The sequence below is a fragment of the Streptomyces sp. BBFR102 genome (genome assembly GCF_051397025.1).
In the GTDB taxonomy this organism is placed as follows: Bacteria; Actinomycetota; Actinomycetes; order Streptomycetales; family Streptomycetaceae; genus Streptomyces.
Genome location: NZ_CP195757.1, coordinates 4,615,009 through 4,631,226 on the forward strand (window position 1 = coordinate 4,615,009; position 16,218 = coordinate 4,631,226).

15 protein-coding genes are annotated in these 16,218 nt (G+C 71.2%); 11 read left to right on the forward strand and 4 right to left on the reverse strand.

The annotated features are described in order from the left end of the window. Nucleotides 1-21 precede the first annotated feature (21 nt). Nucleotides 22-579: a TetR/AcrR family transcriptional regulator gene (locus ACSLIC_RS20600; RefSeq protein ID WP_436740431.1), complete on the forward strand. Its 558-nt coding sequence runs from the start codon at nt 22-24 to the stop codon at nt 577-579. On the opposite strand, the gene ACSLIC_RS20605 is transcribed toward ACSLIC_RS20600, so the two are convergent. Continuing rightward, nucleotides 533-1,819, reverse strand: a complete 1,287-nt coding sequence (locus ACSLIC_RS20605) for a murein hydrolase activator EnvC family protein (RefSeq protein ID WP_436739182.1) — start codon at nt 1,817-1,819, stop codon at nt 533-535. The two genes, ACSLIC_RS20600 and ACSLIC_RS20605, sit on opposite strands and share 47 nt — an antisense overlap. Nucleotides 1,820-2,091: 272 nt before the next feature. On the opposite strand from ACSLIC_RS20605, the gene rpsB reads away from it, so the two are divergent. The 10 genes from rpsB to ACSLIC_RS20655 all read left to right on the forward strand — a co-directional run bounded on the left by rpsB (nt 2,092) and on the right by ACSLIC_RS20655 (nt 13,511). After that, nucleotides 2,092-3,030, forward strand: a complete 939-nt coding sequence (gene rpsB / locus ACSLIC_RS20610; protein WP_436739183.1) for a 30S ribosomal protein S2 — start codon at nt 2,092-2,094, stop codon at nt 3,028-3,030. A gap of 92 nt (nt 3,031-3,122) precedes the next feature. Beyond that, entirely contained in the window at nt 3,123-3,959 is an 837-nt protein-coding gene (gene tsf, locus ACSLIC_RS20615) for a translation elongation factor Ts (RefSeq protein ID WP_436739184.1), read from the forward strand. A 171-nt stretch (nt 3,960-4,130) separates the two neighbouring features. Beyond that, nucleotides 4,131-4,895, forward strand: coding sequence for a UMP kinase (gene pyrH / locus ACSLIC_RS20620; RefSeq protein ID WP_436739185.1), 765 nt, complete (start codon nt 4,131-4,133; stop codon nt 4,893-4,895). A 153-nt stretch (nt 4,896-5,048) separates the two neighbouring features. Continuing rightward, on the forward strand, nt 5,049-5,606 hold the full coding sequence (gene frr / locus ACSLIC_RS20625) for a ribosome recycling factor (RefSeq protein ID WP_436739186.1): 558 nt from the start codon (nt 5,049-5,051) through the stop codon (nt 5,604-5,606). Beyond that, complete coding sequence (locus ACSLIC_RS20630; protein ID WP_436739187.1) at nt 5,606-6,712, forward strand: phosphatidate cytidylyltransferase; 1,107 nt, start codon at nt 5,606-5,608, stop codon at nt 6,710-6,712. Before frr ends, ACSLIC_RS20630 begins: the two co-directional genes overlap by 1 nt. Before the next feature lie 433 nt (nt 6,713-7,145). After that, nucleotides 7,146-8,258, forward strand: a complete 1,113-nt coding sequence (gene rlmN, locus ACSLIC_RS20635) for a 23S rRNA (adenine(2503)-C(2))-methyltransferase RlmN (RefSeq protein ID WP_436739188.1) — start codon at nt 7,146-7,148, stop codon at nt 8,256-8,258. Between the two features lie 308 nt (nt 8,259-8,566). Then, nucleotides 8,567-9,646 (forward strand): thiamine ABC transporter substrate-binding protein, encoded by a 1,080-nt coding sequence (locus ACSLIC_RS20640; protein WP_436739189.1) that lies wholly within the window; start codon nt 8,567-8,569, stop codon nt 9,644-9,646. Between the two features lie 176 nt (nt 9,647-9,822). Further along, on the forward strand, nt 9,823-11,463 hold the full coding sequence (locus tag ACSLIC_RS20645; RefSeq protein ID WP_436739190.1) for an ABC transporter permease: 1,641 nt from the start codon (nt 9,823-9,825) through the stop codon (nt 11,461-11,463). Further along, complete coding sequence (locus ACSLIC_RS20650) at nt 11,463-12,575, forward strand: ABC transporter ATP-binding protein (RefSeq protein ID WP_436739191.1); 1,113 nt, start codon at nt 11,463-11,465, stop codon at nt 12,573-12,575. Before ACSLIC_RS20645 ends, ACSLIC_RS20650 begins: the two co-directional genes overlap by 1 nt. A 132-nt stretch (nt 12,576-12,707) precedes the next feature. After that, entirely contained in the window at nt 12,708-13,511 is an 804-nt protein-coding gene (locus ACSLIC_RS20655) for a maleylpyruvate isomerase family mycothiol-dependent enzyme (RefSeq protein WP_436739192.1), read from the forward strand. A 149-nt stretch (nt 13,512-13,660) separates the two neighbouring features. Here ACSLIC_RS20655 and ACSLIC_RS20660 read toward each other — a convergent pair whose 3' ends face one another. From ACSLIC_RS20660 to ACSLIC_RS20670, 3 genes are all read right to left on the reverse strand, one after another. Next, nucleotides 13,661-14,071 carry a VOC family protein gene (locus ACSLIC_RS20660; protein ID WP_436739193.1) on the reverse strand — a complete coding sequence of 137 codons (411 nt, stop codon included), beginning with the start codon at nt 14,069-14,071 and terminating at the stop codon, nt 13,661-13,663. Nucleotides 14,072-14,269: 198 nt separating this feature from the next. Further along, on the reverse strand, nt 14,270-15,445 hold the full coding sequence (locus ACSLIC_RS20665) for a hypothetical protein (RefSeq protein ID WP_436739194.1): 1,176 nt from the start codon (nt 15,443-15,445) through the stop codon (nt 14,270-14,272). Further along, a complete protein-coding gene (locus tag ACSLIC_RS20670) occupies nt 15,427-16,158 on the reverse strand; it encodes an ABC transporter ATP-binding protein (RefSeq protein WP_436739195.1) in 732 nt (243 codons plus the stop codon). Before ACSLIC_RS20670 ends, ACSLIC_RS20665 begins: the two co-directional genes overlap by 19 nt. Nucleotides 16,159-16,218: the final 60 nt, after the last annotated feature.

A 16,218-nucleotide genomic window follows, 5' to 3' on the forward strand; every position in this document is an offset into this window, starting at 1 on the left:
CCAAGGATTCGAGCGGCCTCCGTGGCCGAGCACCGGTCGATGCAACGCGGCGCCCTCCTGGACGCCGCCAGGTCCCTGCTGTCGGAAGGCGGTACGGACGCCCTCACCTTTCCCGCGCTCGCCGAACGTACGGGGCTGGCGCGGTCCTCCGTGTACGAGTACTTCCGTTCGCGTGGGGCCGTCGTGGAGGAACTCTGCGAGGTCGACATCCCCGTATGGGCCGCCGAGGTGCAGGCGGCCATGGAGCGCGAAACCACGCCCGAGGCGAAGGTCGAGGCGTACGTCCGTACACAGTTGGCCCTGGTCGGGGACCGCAGGCACCGTGCTGTCGTGGCCATCTCGGCGAGTGAGCTGGACGCCGGCGCGCGCGAGAAGATCCGTGCGGCCCACGGAGGACTCGTGACCGTGGTGGTGGACGCCCTGGAAGGGATGGGGCACGAGCGCCCCCGACTGGCCGCCATGCTGCTCCAGGGCGTCGTCGACGCGGCGGTGCGGCGTATCGAACTAGGGGCGGCGGAGGACCCGCACGCCATCATCGACGCGACCGTGGCGATGGCCCTCGGCGGCGTCCGCGGCTGACCTTCCCGCGGGACGCCCGCCCGTGCTCGGGACGTGGGTGGCTTGTGGCAGGGCGTCGGCGGGCCCGGTCGGCGGGCCCGGTCCGCCCTGCGGGGCGTCGTGGGGCGACGTGACCGTTGGCTTGGTGTTCCCGGCTTCGCCTCCTCGCAGGTACGTGCGCGTGGTGAGCCGTCCGTGTGAACGCTGCGGGTGCGGGTGCGGGTGCGGGTGCGGGTGCGGGTGCGGGCGCAGCGAGCTGCGGAAGGCCGGCTGACGGCTCCGGGACGCCGCTCACGGGCAGCAGGCGTGAGGGCCCGCGCCGCAGCATCCACTCAGGGAGCAGGGAGAGGGGGTCCAGGTACTCCTTGCCGCGCAGCAGACCCCAGTGGAGGCAGGAATGCGGGCAATGGGTGCCGGTCTCCAGCACGGCCACCGGCTGGCCCGCCACCACCTCGTCGCCGACGGCGACCAAGGGCCTCACCGGTTCGTACGTGATGCGCAGCGGTGTTTCGCCACTGTCGGACAGTTCGATGGCGATGACGCCGCGTCCTGCCACCGGGCCCGCGAAGGAGACCCGCCCGGCGGCGGCCGCCCGGACGGTCGTGCCCACCGGCGCGCTCAGATCCACGCCCCGGTGTCCCGGGCCGAAGTCGGTCGCCGGGGGTTCCCAACCGCGTGCGACGTGCGGCCGGGTGCCCACCGGCCAGGACCGCGCAGAGGGAACGGCACTGGGCGGGGGCGTGTCGGGCCGGTGCGGACGTGAGACGGAACGTGGCGGGGACGGGCGGCGCGAGACCGCGGTCGGCCCAGATGCGTGGGTGCGGGGCGGGGCGGTGGCCTGCCTGCGGCCTTGAACGGTGGTCGTCGTGGGGTGCGTGTCCGGGGAGGCAGCGGTCTTGTCGCCTGCGGGGGCGTGCGGAGGGGGTGCGGAGGTCGGCGGGCTCGCCGCCCTCACCGCCGATGCCAGGGCGAGAGCGGCGACCGTGCAGAGCAGCACGGCTCCGGCGCGGACGAGTGGGCTTCGCGGGGCAGTTGATCGTCCGGAGACCGGCCTGGCGGGTGTCCCGGGTGCGGTCGCCCAGTAGATCTGCGCGCCGAGAACTCCCCTTCGGACGGTGGGTGAAGACCTGTGTGCCCTTGGGGGCGCAGGGGTGAGCCCTCGTGATGCCGGCCCGGTGGGCTTCCGGCGAGCGTGAGGGTTGAGGGTGAAGCGGGCGATGCGGCGGACGAAGCCGGCCGGTGCGTAACTCTCCGTGTTCATGGGTCCACAGTCGCTCCTCGCGGCCGATTTTGGGGATCATGGTCCGAATCTGTGGACTACCGGCCGGTTGTGGACAGCGGCGTCACCTGGTGGGTCGGCGGTCCCGTACACTTCTGAAGGCGATCCGGGTCACCGGGTCGACTTCGCACGCCCCGACGTCAACCCTCTGGTCGACGTCCGCGCTCCTCGGTCCTTCGGGCACAGCGCGCGGGGCGTCAGGCGCGGCCGCCGTCCGGTGGTCGCGGCAACCGAGAACTCAAGGAGATACGGCCATGGCCGTCGTCACGATGCGGGAGCTGCTGGAAAGCGGCGTCCACTTCGGTCACCAGACCCGCCGTTGGAACCCGAAGATGAAGCGCTTCATCTTCACGGAGCGCAACGGCATCTACATCATCGACCTGCTCCAGTCGCTGTCGTACATCGACCGCGCCTACGAGTTCGTCAAGGAGACCGTCGCCCACGGCGGCACGGTGATGTTCGTCGGTACGAAGAAGCAGGCGCAGGAGGCCATCGCGGAGCAGGCCACCCGCGTCGGCATGCCCTACGTCAACCAGCGCTGGCTGGGCGGCATGCTCACCAACTTCTCCACCGTCTACAAGCGCCTCCAGCGCCTCAAGGAGCTGGAGCAGATCGACTTCGAGGACGTGGCCGCCTCCGGCCTCACCAAGAAGGAGCTCCTGGTCCTCTCGCGTGAGAAGGCCAAGCTGGAGAAGACCCTCGGCGGTATTCGCGAGATGCAGAAGGTGCCCAGCGCCGTCTGGATCGTGGACACCAAGAAGGAGCACATCGCCGTCGGTGAGGCGCGCAAGCTCCACATCCCGGTCGTCGCCATCCTCGACACCAACTGCGACCCGGACGAGGTCGACTACAAGATCCCGGGCAACGACGACGCGATCCGCTCCGTCACCCTGCTCACCCGCGTGATCGCCGACGCCGTCGCCGAGGGCCTCATCGCCCGCTCCGGCGTCGCCACCGGTGACTCGAAGCCGGGCGACAAGGCCGCCGGCGAGCCGCTGGCCGAGTGGGAGCGCGACCTGCTCGAGGGCGACAAGAAGCCCGCCGAGGCCGCCGTGGCCGAGACCCCTGCCGCCGAGGCCGAGGTGCAGACCTCCGCCGAGACGGAGAAGGTCGCCGACGCCGAGCAGGCTGTGGCCCCGGCCGCCGCCGAGGAGGCCACGGGCGCCGCGGCCGTCGAGCCCGAGCAGGCCTGACCGATCCTCATCGGTTGCTGACGGCGGGGGCTGGACCAGCCCCCGCCGTCCACCCGTAGATCTTCCAGACTTCGAGAGAGATTCACATCACCATGGCGAACTACACCGCCGCCGACGTCAAGAAGCTTCGCGAGCTCACCGGCGCCGGCATGATGGACTGCAAGAAGGCGCTCGACGAGGCCGAGGGCAGCGTCGACAAGGCTGTCGAGCTCCTCCGCGTCAAGGGCCAGAAGGGCGTCGCCAAGCGCGAGGGCCGCTCCGCCGAGAACGGCGCCGTCGTCTCCCTCATCTCCGACGACCACACCTCCGGCGTCCTCGTCGAGCTGAAGTGCGAGACGGACTTCGTCGCCAAGGGCGAGAAGTTCCAGAACGTCGCCAATACCCTTGCGCAGCACATCGCCGCGACCTCCCCGTCCGACCTGGAGGCGCTGCTCGCCTCCGAGATCGAGTCCGGCAAGACGGTCCAGGCGTACGTGGACGAGGCCAACGCCAACCTCGGCGAGAAGATCGTCCTGGACCGCTTCGCGCAGTTCACGGGCGGCTACGTCGCGGCGTACATGCACCGCACCATGCCCGACCTCCCGCCGCAGATCGGTGTCCTTGTCGAGCTCGACAAGGAGAACGCCGTGGTCGCCAAGGACGTCGCGCAGCACATCGCCGCCTTCTCGCCGAAGTACCTCTCGCGTGACGAGGTGCCGGCCGAGATCGTCGAGAACGAGCGTCGCGTCGCCGAGGAGACCTCGCGCAACGAGGGCAAGCCGGAGGCCGCGCTCCCGAAGATCGTCGAGGGCCGGGTGAACGGCTTCTTCAAGGAGGTCACCCTCCTGGACCAGCCCTTCGCGAAGGACAACAAGAAGTCCGTCCAGAAGATCCTGGACGAGGCCGGTGTCAGCCTGAAGCGCTTCGCGCGCATCAAGGTCGGCATCTGAGTCCGGACCGCGATCGACATACGGCCCTCACGGGGCCGGTAGCGGACGCCAGGGTGCGCCGCGTCGGACGCACCGGACGACCGCAGATCTGACGAGGAGGCCATTGCCGCGATCGGGACACCGTATCCACCGGCAATGGCCTCCTTCGTATGTGCACGAGGAGAAGACCCCATGGGCAATGTTGACAGTGCTGCCAGGAGCGAGGACGGCAAAGGAGCCGGCCGATTCCTGCTGAAGCTTTCCGGCGAGGCTTTCGCCGGCGGCGGGGGGCTCGGCGTCGACCCCGACGTGGTGCACGCCATCGCCCGTGAGATCGCCGCCGTGGTCCGGGGCGGCGCGCAGATCGCCGTGGTGATCGGCGGCGGCAACTTCTTCCGCGGCGCCGAACTCCAGCAGCGCGGCATGGACCGCGCGCGCTCCGACTACATGGGCATGCTCGGCACCGTCATGAACTGCCTCGCGCTCCAGGACTTCCTGGAGAAGGAGGGCATCGACTCGCGAGTGCAGACGGCCATCACCATGGGACAGGTGGCCGAGCCGTACATCCCGCTCCGTGCGGTGCGGCACCTGGAGAAGGGCCGCGTCGTCATCTTCGGCGCGGGCATGGGCATGCCGTACTTCTCCACCGACACCACCGCCGCCCAGCGCGCGCTCGAGATCGACGCCGAAGCGCTGCTGATGGGCAAGAACGGTGTCGACGGGGTCTACGATTCCGATCCGAAGGCCAACCCGGATGCGGTCAAGTTCGACGCACTGGGCTACGGCGAGGTCATCACCCGGGACCTCAAGGTCGCCGACATGACCGCGATCACGCTGTGCCGGGACAACAAGCTGCCCATCCTGGTCTTCGAACTCCTCGCGACCGGGAATATCGCCCGGGCCGTCAAGGGTGAGAAGATCGGCACGCTCGTGGGCGAGCCGCACACCCGGGACTGACCTGTCAGCGTCCCCCGTCGCGGGGATGGACAAAGCCCTGCCGGTCGGACACCGTGCAGGGGACACACGACGCAGCCGGTCCTGTTTCGTCCCCCGGACAGCCTCACCGTGCGGGGGGTCCTCAGGTCCACTCAAGACACGCAGGAGCAAGTGGTGATCGAAGAGACCCTCCTCGAGGCCGAGGAGAAGATGGAAAAGGCCGTCGTGGTCGCCAAGGAGGACTTCGCCGCGATCCGCACCGGTCGTGCGCACCCGGCGATGTTCAACAAGATCGTGGCCGACTACTACGGTGCCCTCACGCCGATCAATCAGCTGGCGTCGTTCTCCGTACCGGAGCCGCGCATGGCCGTCGTCACGCCGTTCGACTCGAGCGCGCTGCGCAACATCGAGCAGGCCATCCGCGACTCGGACCTCGGCGTCAACCCGAGCAACGACGGCCGTATCATCCGCGTGTCGTTCCCCGAGCTCACCGAGGAGCGGCGCCGCGAGTTCATCAAGGTCGCCAGGGGCAAGGCCGAGGACTCGAAGATCTCGATCCGCGCCGTGCGCCGCAAGGCCAAGGAGACCATCGACAAGCTGGTCAAGGACGGCGAGGTCGGTGAGGACGAGGGCCGCCGCGGCGAGAAGGAACTCGACGACACCACCGCCAAGTACGTGGCTCAGGTGGACGAGCTGCTCAAGCACAAGGAAGCCGAGCTGCTCGAAGTCTGATGAACGACTCCTCCTGGGGCGCACCGTCGCATGCCGGGTACGCGGGTCCGTGGCCGACCTCAGGCCAGGGGCCCGTCCAGGGAGCCGCTACGGCGGGTCCCGCGTACGATGCCCATGAAGCCCAGCAGACTCGGCCCATGCCCATCGTGCCCGAAATGCCGGACCTTCCCGCCGACGGCGGGGGCTGGGTCGGCATTTCGGGCGGTGCCGGGTCGGGTACACCGTTGTTCCGTGACGAGACGCCGCAGGAGCCCATGCCCGCCGCCACGCCGCCCCCCGCACCGCAGAAGAAGAGCGCGGGGCGGGACCTCGGTGCCGCAATAGGAGTCGGCGTCGGCCTCGGGGCGGTGGTCGTCGCGTCACTGTTCGTCGTGAAGGCCGTTTTCGTCGGCGTCGTAGCGGTCGCCGTCGTCGTCGGACTGTGGGAACTCACCACGCGGCTGGCCGAGAGCAAGGACATCCACGCTCCGCTCGTGCCACTGGCGGTGGGCGGGGCGGGCATGGTCGTCGCCGGCTACGTGTGGGGCCCCGAAGGCGCCTGGGTCGCCATGGCGCTCACCGCGCTAGCCGTGCTCGTCTGGCGGATGACTGCGTCCCCCGAGGGATATCTGAAGGACGTGACGGCGGGCGTCTTCGCGACGTTCTACGTCCCGTTCCTCGCGACGTTCGTGGCCCTCATGCTGACTGCCGACGACGGTGCGCAGCGGGTCATCACCTTCCTCATCCTGACCGTGGTCGCCGACACCGGTGCCTACGCCGTCGGGTGGCGCTTCGGCAAGCACAAGCTCGCTCCGCGCATCAGCCCCGGGAAGACCAGGGAAGGGCTGTTCGGGGCGGTCGGGGCGGCCATGTTCGCCGGTGCCCTGTGCATGCAGTTCCTGGTCGACGGAGGGGCCTGGTGGCAAGGGCTGCTCCTGGGCCTGGCGGTCGCCGTCAGCGCGACCCTGGGTGACCTCGGCGAGTCGATGATCAAGCGGGACCTGGGCATCAAGGACATGGGCACACTGCTTCCGGGGCACGGCGGCATCATGGACCGGCTGGACTCACTGCTCCCGACGGCGCCGGTGGTCTGGGCCCTGCTGGTGCTCTTCGTGGGGTCCGGCTGATCGGGCGGTCAAGCTGAGGGCGGGGCGGTGCCGGGTGGCGCCGCCCCGCCCTGGTGTTGCGGGGGTGTGGTGGGCACAGGGGCCTGGCGTGGGGCTGTCCTGAGCGGCACGACGGTGTCGTCGTAGAGCCGTGCGCTTCGTATTGGTGGTCTGGTCACTGGGCGCGGGTTCAGCGGTGGGGCGCGGGGCTGCGGGGCGCTGCGGGCGCCCGTAACCTGCACCGACAGGCGGCGTTTCCGCAGGTCGCGCGCCCCGTGCGCAGTGCACCCCGGGGGCTTGACGGCGGCGGGAACGGGCCGCTCGGCACTCCGTTACCCTGGAAGAGCCCGCGCCGTCCAGCAGCGGGCCTTTTCCTGCCCCGCACCGTCGGACGATGCCGCGCCGCGTCTCCGCGGGTGTCCCGGCCTTCGCCGTCCTGAGGAGTCTTCCACCCATGGCACCGCCCGCACCCGGAGTGCTCACCTTTGTCGCGCCCCGCGGAGCCAAGAAGCCTCCGCGGCACCTCGCCGATCTCACGCCCGCCGAGCGCAAGGAAGCCGTGGCCGCGATCGGCGAGAAGCCGTTCCGCGCCAAACAACTGTCGCAGCACTACTTCGCCCGGTACGCACACGACCCCGCGGAGTGGACCGATATCCCCGCGGGTTCCCGCGAGAAGCTGCGCAGCGAGCTCCTGCCGGACCTCATGTCCGTCGTCCGCCACATCTCCTGCGACGACGACACCACCCGCAAGACCCTGTGGCGGCTCCACGACGGCACTCTGGTCGAGTCCGTGCTCATGCGCTACCCGGACCGGGTCACCATGTGCATCTCGTCGCAGGCCGGCTGTGGCATGAACTGCCCGTTCTGCGCCACGGGGCAGGCCGGGCTGGACCGCAACCTGTCCACCGCCGAGATCGTGCACCAGATCGTCGACGGGATGAGGGCGTTGCGGGACGGCGAGGTTCCGGGCGGCCCCGCCCGTCTGTCCAACATCGTCTTCATGGGCATGGGCGAGCCGCTCGCCAACTACAACCGCGTCACCGGCGCGATCAGGCGCCTCACCGACCCGGAGCCCGACGGCGTAGGGCTGTCGCAGCGCGGCATCACGGTCTCCACGGTCGGCCTGGTCCCCGCCATCCACCGGTTCGCCGACGAAGGCTTCAAGTGCCGTCTGGCGGTCTCGCTGCACGCCCCCGACGACGAGTTGCGCGACACGCTCGTTCCCGTCAACACCCGCTGGAAGGTCCGTGAGGTCCTCGACTCCGCGTGGGAGTACGCGGAGAAGTCGGGCCGACGGGTTTCCATCGAGTACGCCCTGATCCGCGACATCAACGACCAGGCGTGGCGCGGTGACCTGCTGGGACGCTTGCTGAAGAACAAGCGTGTACACGTCAATCTGATCCCGCTCAACCCGACTCCGGGCTCCAAATGGACGGCGTCGCGACCCGAGGACGAGAAGGCGTTCGTGGAAGCCATCGCCGCCCACGGGGTGCCGGTCACCGTGCGGGACACCCGCGGCCAGGAGATCGACGGGGCCTGCGGGCAGCTCGCCGCCACGGAACGCTGAGCGCCCCGTCCGGTGCGCCCCGTCCAGGCTGGTGCGCCCAGTACGGGGCGGGGGAGCCGCTCGAGTGCGGAGCGTGTGCACGAGTATCCTGGCCTCGAACGCATACATATTCCGACAGGGGAGCGCCACAGCGCTGAGAGTGCGGCACCACGTGATCCACGTAAAGGCCGCAGACCCTCTGAACCTCGCCCGGGTCATTCCGGGTAGGAAGTTCGGACCACTCAAGCTGTTGCGCCTTGCCCTGGCGCCGGTCCGCCGGCGCCAGGGCAAGGCCGCGTCTCTTCCTGGCATACCCAGGAGGAAAACCAGTGCCCATCGCACGCAACGCCACCAGGACCGCGCTGGCGGCCTGCGCCGGTTTGTTCGTCGTGACGGCCTGCGGTTCCGGCGGCGCCGACAAGGCGCAGTCGAAGCAGGTCACCCTGGTCACGCACGACTCGTTCAACGTCTCCGAGGACGTCCTCGCCGACTTCAAGAAGAAGACCGGCTACACCGTCAAGGTGCTGAAGAGCGGCGACGCCGGCCAGGCGGTCAACCAAGCAGTCCTCTCTCAGGGCAACCCGCAGGGCGACGTCCTTTTCGGTGTCGACAACACGCTGATCTCCCGCGCCGTCGACAACGGCGTCTTCGCCCCGTACCGGGCGAACGGGCTCGACCGCGTCCCGGCGGAGTACCAGCTCGACGCGGAGAAGCACCGGGCGACGCCGATCGACACCGGTGACATCTGTGTCAACTACGACAAGGGCTACTTCGCCGAGAAGAAGCTCGACCCACCGCGCACCTTCGAGGACCTCGCCGACCCGAAGTACAAGAACCTCCTGGTCACCGAGAACGTCGCCACGTCCTCGCCGGGGCTCGGCTTCCTGCTCGGGACGGCTGCCGAGTTCGGCGACGAGGGCTGGCAGGACTACTGGAAGAAGCTCAAGGACAACGGCGTGAAGGTCGTCGAGGGCTGGGAGCAGGCGTACAACGAGGAGTTCTCGGGCTCGGCAGGCGGCAGGAAGGCGGGCGGCGACCGGCCCCTCGTCGTCTCGTACGCGTCCAGCCCGCCCGTCGAGGTGCTGTACGCCGACCCGCAGCCCGATGAGGCGCCTACCGGGGTCCTGACGGACACCTGCTTCCGGCAGATCGAGTTCGCCGGGCTCCTGGACGGGGCCAAGAACCCCGAAGGCGGGAAGAGGCTGCTGGACTTCCTGATCGGCAAGACCTTCCAGGAGGACCTGCCGCTGCAGATGTTCGTCCGGCCCGTGGCCGACGACGCGAAGCTGCCGGAGCTCTTCACGGAGTTCGGCGCCGAGGCGGACCGTGCCCGGTCACTCGCACCGGAGAAGATCGCCGAGAACCGTGAGGCGTGGGTCAAGTCGTGGACCTCGCTCGTGGTGAAGTGACCGCCCGGCGTGCCGCCCTCAGTTCCGTCCGCGGCGTGGGCGCGGCGGACGGGGCGCGCGGGGCGGCAGACGACGCGGAGGCTCCGCGCGTACCGCGACGGGGCGCGACGCGGCCGCCCCGTCGTCGCGTCGTCGCAGGTGGCGCGCGCAGTGGACGCTGGGCGCGGCCCGCTTTGATGACGGTTCCCGTGGCCTTCTTCGGGATCTTCTTCGCGTACCCCGTCGCCGCCATCGTCGGCAGGGGACTGCGGCAGGGCGGGGCGTGGCAGTTCGGTGCGCTGGGCGACGTACTGGGCGACCCGGACATCGGACAGGTGCTCTGGTTCACCCTCTGGCAGGCGCTGGTGTCGACGGGGCTGACCCTGGTCGTCGCCATGCCGGCGGCCTACGTGTTCGCGCGGCTGGAGTTCCCGGGCAAGAGCCTGCTGCGGGCTGTGGTGACGGTTCCGTTCGTCCTGCCCACCGTCGTCGTCGGAACGGCCTTCCTGGCGCTCCTGGGACGGGGCGGCCTGCTGGACGACGTGTGGGGCCTGCGTCTCGACACCACGGTGTGGGCCATCCTCCTGGCCCATGTCTTCTTCAACTACGCCGTCGTGGTCCGCACCGTCGGGGGGCTGTGGGCGCAGCTCGACCCGCGCCAGGAGGAAGCCGCCAGGATGCTCGGCGCCTCCCGGGTCCGGGCCTGGCGCACCGTCACGCTGCCCGCCCTCGGTCCCGCCGTCGCCGCGGCCGCGCTGATGGTCTTCCTGTTCACGTTCACCTCGTTCGGGGTCGTACAGATCCTGGGCGGGCCCGGCTTCGCCACGCTCGAGGTGGAGATCTACCGGCAGACCGCGCAGCTGCTCGACCTGCCCACCGCCGCCGTTCTCACCCTGGTGCAGATCGCCGCCGTCGGAGGCATCCTCGCCGTCCACGCCTGGACCGTGCGGCGCCGTGAAACCGCCCTCAGGCTGGTCGATGCGGCGTATGCGGTGCGCCGCGTACGGGGGGCGGGGCACCGCCTTCTGCTCGGCTTCGTGTTCGGCACCGTGGCCGTCCTGATCCTGTTGCCACTCGGCGTCCTGGTGGAGCGGGCCCTCGACGCCCCGGGCGGGTACGGGCTGGGCTACTTCCACGCCCTTATGTCAGCCGACGGCGGCGCGTTCCTCGTACCGCCGATCGACGCCGTCGCCAACTCGCTCCAGTACGCCGCCGTGGCGACGCTCATCGCGCTGCTCGTCGGGGGACTCGCGGCCGCCGCGCTGACGCGGCGTGCGGGGCGGTTCACCAGGGGTTTCGATGCGCTGCTGATGCTTCCGCTGGGGGTGTCCGCGGTGACGGTCGGGTTCGGTTTCCTCATCGCCCTCGACGAACCGCCGCTGGACCTGCGGGCCAGCTGGCTCCTGGTGCCTCTCGCCCAGGCGCTGGTCGGAGTGCCGTTCGTGGTGCGGACCATGCTGCCCGTGCTGCGCGCCGTGGACAGCCGGCTGCGGGAGGCGGCGGCGGTGCTCGGTGCCTCGCCCTGGCGGGCCTGGCGGGAGGTGGACCTGCCGCTGGTGCGCCGGGCACTACTGGTCGCCGCGGGGTTCGCCTTCGCCGTGTCGCTCGGCGAGTTCGGGGCGACCGTGTTCATCGCGCGCCCCGACAACCCGACGCTTCCGGTGGCCGTGGCAAGGCTGCTGGGCCGCGCCGGTGACCTCAACTACGGACAGGCCATGGCCCTGTCCACGATCCTCATGATCGTCTGCATCGTCTCCCTGCTGCTTCTGGAGCGGGTCCGTCCGCTGTCTCGCGGATCGGGTACGGCCGGGGCGCTCGACCGAACCGGAGCATTCTGATGGCTGCAACACCCAGGCGCGCGGAGAGGCTCCGTACGGGAGCCCACGCCGCGCAGACGGAGCGGGGCGCCGCTCCCTCCGCCGCGCCGATGCTCGAGCTCGATGCGGCCTCCGTGCGGTTCGCCGGGGCGCCGCGCCCGGCCCTCGGCGCTGTCGGTCTCCGGGTGGCGGTGGGCGAGATCGTCTGCGTCCTCGGACCGAGCGGAAGCGGCAAATCCACCCTGCTGCGTACCGTGGCGGGACTCCAGGGGCTCGACTCGGGGCGGGTGCTGCTGGAGGGGCGGGACCAGGCTGGGGTCCCCGCGCACCGACGAGGCGTGGGGCTCATGTTCCAGGACCATCAGCTTTTCCCGCAGCGTGATGTGGGCGGCAACATCGCCTTCGGGCCCCGTATGCACGGGGCGACGCGCGAGGAGCAGGCCACCCGTGTGGCGGAGCTGCTGCGGCTGGTGGGGCTCCCCGGTGCGGCGGGACGCGCCGTCAGCACGCTGTCCGGCGGCGAACAGCAACGGGTCGCCCTGGCCCGCGCCCTGGCGCCGAGCCCCCGTCTGCTCATGCTGGACGAGCCGCTCGGCCAGCTCGACCGGAGCCTTCGCGAGCGCCTCGTGGTCGAACTGCGTGAACTCTTCGGCACGCTGGGGACGACGGTGCTGGCGGTGACGCACGACCAGGGGGAGGCGTTCGCGCTGGCCGACCGCGTGGTGGTGATGCGGGAGGGGCGCATCGCCCAGTCCGGGACGCCGCTGCAGGTGTGGCAACGGCCCGTCGACGCGTTCGTGGCCCGCTTCCTCGGCTTCGACAACATCGTCGGGGCCGCCGTGGCGGACGGCGTCGCGGACACGCCCTGGGGCAAGTTGCCCGTACCGTCCGCGACGCCGCGGGGCGAGTGCGACGTACTGGTCAGGCCCACCGGTGTGCGCCTCGTGGAACCGGGCCAGGGGATCGCCTGCACCGTGGCCGCGCGGGCCTTCCGGGGCACGCACGTCTCGCTGCGGCTGGACCCGGCGACGGGGCCCAGACTTGAGGCGGCGTGCAGGTTGCGGGAGGCCCCGGCGCCCGGGGCCGAGGTAGGGGTGACCTTCGATCCGGACGACGTTGTCGTTCTCGGATGAAGTGAGACCGGGCGAGGCCGGCCCGTGGAGGACTGCCGCGACGGGGCGGGGCCGCTCTCTCCGCCCCGGGCGCCGCGGTGCGGGGCGCAAATGCCGTGCTCGCCAGCGGAAGTCGGGGCTACGCTCCGCCCCATGACTCATCGAGATCTCTCGTACGACCGGTACTGCGACGAGGTGACCGCGCAGATGGGGCTGCTGCGGCGGGCGCTGGCCGGAGCCGATCTCCGAGCACGTGTCCCTACGTGCCCGGAGTGGACGCTGCGTGACCTCGCCGTACACGTGGGCGGTGCCACCCGGTGGATGAACGAGATCGTGCGGAGCCGCGCGTCGGCGGAAGTGCCTGAGGAAGCGGTTCCCCAGTTCGCGGGGCCGCCCGGCGTGGACGGGCCCGAGGCCCTGGACGCGTGGCTGGTCGAAGGCGCCGAGGCGGCGGCGGAGGCATTGCGGGAAGCGGGGCCGGGCCGCGGGATGTGGACCTGGTCGTGGGACCGGAGCTCCAGCTTCTGGGCGCGGCGGCTCACTCTGGAACTGCTGGTCCACCGCGCGGACGCCTGCCTCGCGGCCGGTGTGCCGTTCGCCGCCGACGCCGGGCTGGCCGCGGACGCCGTCGACGAGTGGCTGGAGATCGTCGCGTACGTGCAGCGTGTCAGGCCGACCGACCCTGCGGGCGAGTTGCGGGGCGCCCACCGCACCCTGCATCTTCATGCGACGGACGCGGCGCCCGGCGTACACGGGGAATGGCTCATCGAACTCACGGACGACGGGTTCGCGGTGCGGCCGGAGCACGCCGACGGGGCCACGGTGGAACTGCGCGGGCCCATGAGCGAACTGATGCTCGCCTTCTACCGGCGCCTGCCCCTGACCGGTGACGAGGTCGAGGTGCGCGGCGACCGCTCACTTCTGGACTTCTGGCTGGAGCGTGCCACTTTCGGATGAGGCGACGCACCGGACACGGCGCGAAGCCGCTGCCACGGGTGTGGTACTTCGTCGCGCGGAGCGGGCTGTCGAGCGCCGACGGCCGCCCCGTCGCCCCGCCCACGGCGCGACGGGGCGGCGCGATCCGGGCGTACGGCGCGGACGCCTGCTCAGCCCTCGATGACCGAGGGGTCCATCCAGACCACCTCGAAGTGGTGGCCGTCCGGGTCGAAGAAGGCCCTGCCGTACATGAAGTCGCCCTGTTCCTGCGTCTCGCCGGCCGGGGCGCCTCCGGCGGCGATCGCCTTGTCGACCAGCTCGTCGACCTTCACTCTGCTCTCGGCGCTCAGTGCCAGGAGGGTCTCAACGGTCCTGGAGGAGTCCGCGATCTGCTTCTTGGTGAAGTCGCCGAACCGTTCCTTGTTCATGATCATCAGCACGATGGTGTCGCTGATCACGACGGACGCGGTGCTGTCGTCGGAGAACTGTTCGTTCAGGGAGAAACCCAGCCCGGTGAAGAACCTCTTCGACGCTTCCAGGTCGTTCACCGCGAGGTTGACGAAGATCATCTGCTGGTACATGGCTGTCCCTACTGGTTGACGGAGGGGAGCGTTGCCATCCCTCCTGCGGTGCAGGCGGCCCGGAGGGTGCCTGCGTTCGTGGCGGTAGACCGGGGCCGGGGGATGGACTCATCGGTACGGACGGGCCGGTTCCCTGCGTTCCGTGCGACGAGACGAGACGAGACGAGGCGTACGGAGCTGACGGAGGTCTCCGGGGGCTCAGCCGCGCAGCGGCGCCGCCGCCAGGGTTGCCACCGACCAGGTGAGCGGGGCGAAGACCACGATCAGGGTCAGGGCGCGGAGCGCCGCCGCGCCGCGGAGCGCCGAGGCCGGGGCGCCCAGCCGCAGTAGCGCCGCGTTGGCCGACGCCCGCGACCTCCTGGCCTCCACCCCTGCACTGAGCAGGGTCGCGAGCGCGCACCCGGCCACGAGCGTGCCGCCGAGAGCCGTCAGCGGGCCTGCGGCAGAGGCTCCCGTACCCGTCGCGTAGACGGTGGCGGAGGCGAGCGCACCCGACGCGACGGCGCAGACCACGCCGATGGGGCGGCCGATCCGGGCAGCCTCCTCCTGAAGACCGCGCCCGGCGAGCAGCCGGACCGCGCCCGGCTTCGCCGACTGCAGTGCCCGGCCGCAGAGGTGGGTGAGGCCGGGGCCGGCGAGCGCCAGGCCCAGAGCGGTGAGCAGCCAGCCGAGTACGCCGCCGAGCGCGCCCGATTCGCCACCGCCCGGCAGGGGGACACCCGCCCCGTCGCCGCGCGACGTACCGCTCGCCGCCCAGCTCTCCACAGCCAGCCCGGTCGCGAGCAGCGCGACGCCCCAGGGGAGCCCCGACGGTACGGGGAGCGGGGCGGCGGGCTCCGTCCGCGGCCCCGTGGCGGTCGGCCGCCCCGTGCGGGGCCGCAGCGCCAGGCCCGTGGCGAGGGACGCCACGGCGGGGACGACCGCGAGCAGGGTCAGCGTGGCCGCCAGCGGTAGCGGCTGGTCCGCTGCGAGCATCTCGTCGGCCGCCCCGTCGAACGGCAGGCCGGTCAGGTCGCCCCGCAGATGCAGGAAGACCAGCAACGCCACCACCGAACCGAGCAGGCTGGACAGCGCGGTGGACGCCGCGGCGAGGCCGGCCAGGGCCGTGGGGCCCAAGCCGACGGAGGAGAGGCCCTCGCGGGGTCGCGTGGCGGGGTCGTTGCGGGCCATGGCGACCGCGAAGTACACGGTGGCGGTCAGCGGTACGACACACCAGGCGAGCCGGAGCAGGGCGCCGCCCGCTCCGGGGTGCGACAAGGCGTGGCTCAGGGCGCTCAGCATGAGGAAGCCCGTACCCGCTGACGCCGCGGCGACCAGGAGCCGGCCGCAGAGGACGAACGGATGGGCGCCGCGGGTCAGACGGAGAGCGAGCACGCTGCCCGGCCTTCCTGCTCGGGGGCGTCGGAGCCGTCGCGGTCGGCCCGGCCGTCGCACAGCCGCACGGCGCGGTCGGCGACGGACGCGGTGTCCGCGTCTGAGGTGGCGATGACGACCGTGATGTCGTGGGAACGCGCCGCGGAGGTGAGGGTGCGCAGCGCGTGGTCCCCCTCGGGGCGGCGTAGGGCGATGGTGGGTTCGTCCGCGAGGATCGCGGCGGGCTCCATGGCGATGGCCCGCGCGACGCAGACCTGCTGGCGCTGCGCGTAGGCCAGGGCGTGGGGGCGTTTGCGCGCCAACGCGCCCAGGTCGAACCGGTCGAGCCACTCCAGCGCGGTGGCCTTCGCGGCGCGCCGCGGCGTACCGCGTAGCAGCAGAGGGAGGGCGGCGTTCTCCCAGACGCTGAGTTCGGGAACCAGGTGGGGCTCCGAATCGATCCACCCCAGGTGCTCGCGGCGGAACCGCTCCCGCTGTGACGGGGTGAGGCTGTGGACCGGCATGTCGTCGAACCAGATCTCTCCCCCGTCGGGGACGAGCTGGCCCGAGAGGCAGCGCAGCAGTGTGGTCTTCCCGGCGGCTCGGGGCCCCGTGACCGCGAGGATCTCGCCCGCGCGGACCCCGACGGTGACGTCCGCGAGGACAGGGGAGCCGTGATGCGCGTGGTGCAGGCCGACGGCCCGCAGCAGGTCGTTGTCGGGTGGGGCCGCCATGGTGACACCTCGGTTCCGTGAGCACGGTGCGGCCGGCTCGGCTCCGCGGGCCCACGGGGC